Below are 1,208 nucleotides of genomic sequence, written 5' to 3'. Positions count from 1 at the left end.
CTAGCAGTACGAAGGGTAACTCAAGATAACCAGGGTAAAGCTACAGCCGGAATAGATGGAGTTAAGAAATTAACCCCAAAACAAAGGCTGGAACTAATCCCAAAACTGAGATTAAATCGCAAGGCAAAACCGACTAGGAGGGTCTGGATACCTAAGCCTGGGACTGATGAAAAACGTCCATTAGGCATACCCACAATGTACGACAGAGCGCTTCAAGCGCTAGTCAAGCTGGCTCTAGAACCGGAATGGGAAGCTCGATTCGAGCAAAACTCATATGGGTTCAGACCTGGACGCTCATGCCATGATGCAATAGAAGCAATATTTAAGGCAATCAGCCAGAAATCAAAGTATGTGTTGGATGCCGACATATCAAAATGTTTCGACCGCATCAACCACAAGGCACTGTTGGAAAAATTAAATACATTCCCCACCATACGCCAACAAATAAGAGCATGGTTACAAGCGGGAGTGATGGACAATGGGCAACTATTCCCAACAGCTGAAGGCACGCCACAGGGTGGGGTCATCTCCCCACTACTAGCAAATATAGCCTTACACGGAATGGAAAATCGGATTAAGCAATTTGCGGAAACGCTACCAGGAAAAAAGCGAGAAAATCGCTCTAGCCTAAGCCTAATTCGATATGCCGATGACTTCGTGATAATACACAAGGACATAACAGTTGTCAAAAAATGCCAACAAACAATAGCCGACTGGTTAAAAGGCATGGGATTAGAGCTAAACCCAAGCAAAACTCGGATAACCCACACTCTAAAAGAGTACGAAGGACAAAAACCTGGTTTTGATTTTTTGGGATTCACAATCCGACAATACCCAGTAGGAAAATATCATACAGGTAAAGACGGAAGCGGAATGCCATTAGGTTTTAAAACAATCATCAAACCAAGCCCAAAGAAGATAAAACTTCATGCAGAAAATGTGCGTAGTATTATCAGAACAAACAAAACGGCATCACAACATAAGTTGATAAGCCAATTAAATCCGGTAATCCGTGGATGGACTAAATATTACAGCACAGTGGTGAGCAAAGAAATCTTTACAGGATTAAATCACCTCACCTATAAAAAGCTAAGAGCTTGGGCAAAACGCCGTCACTCGAAAAAGAATGCTAGCTGGATAGTTAATCGCTACTGGTTAGTAGACCAAGGCGAAGGATGGGAATTCGCCAATAAGGGAAGGGGAAAACA

Annotated in this window: 1 protein-coding gene; it reads left to right on the top strand. The window is 42.9% G+C overall.

Annotation, left to right across the window (positions count from 1 at the left end; all coding sequences use genetic code 11):
- Positions 1-1,208: group II intron reverse transcriptase/maturase (gene ltrA / locus DSM107010_RS37740; protein ID WP_127025427.1), on the top strand; the 1,208-nt coding region annotated here is incomplete at both ends.

Source organism: Chroococcidiopsis cubana SAG 39.79, assembly GCF_003991895.1.
GTDB classification, from domain to species: domain Bacteria; phylum Cyanobacteriota; class Cyanobacteriia; order Cyanobacteriales; family Chroococcidiopsidaceae; genus Chroococcidiopsis; species Chroococcidiopsis thermalis.
This window is presented reverse-complemented; position numbering and strand designations above follow the sequence as displayed.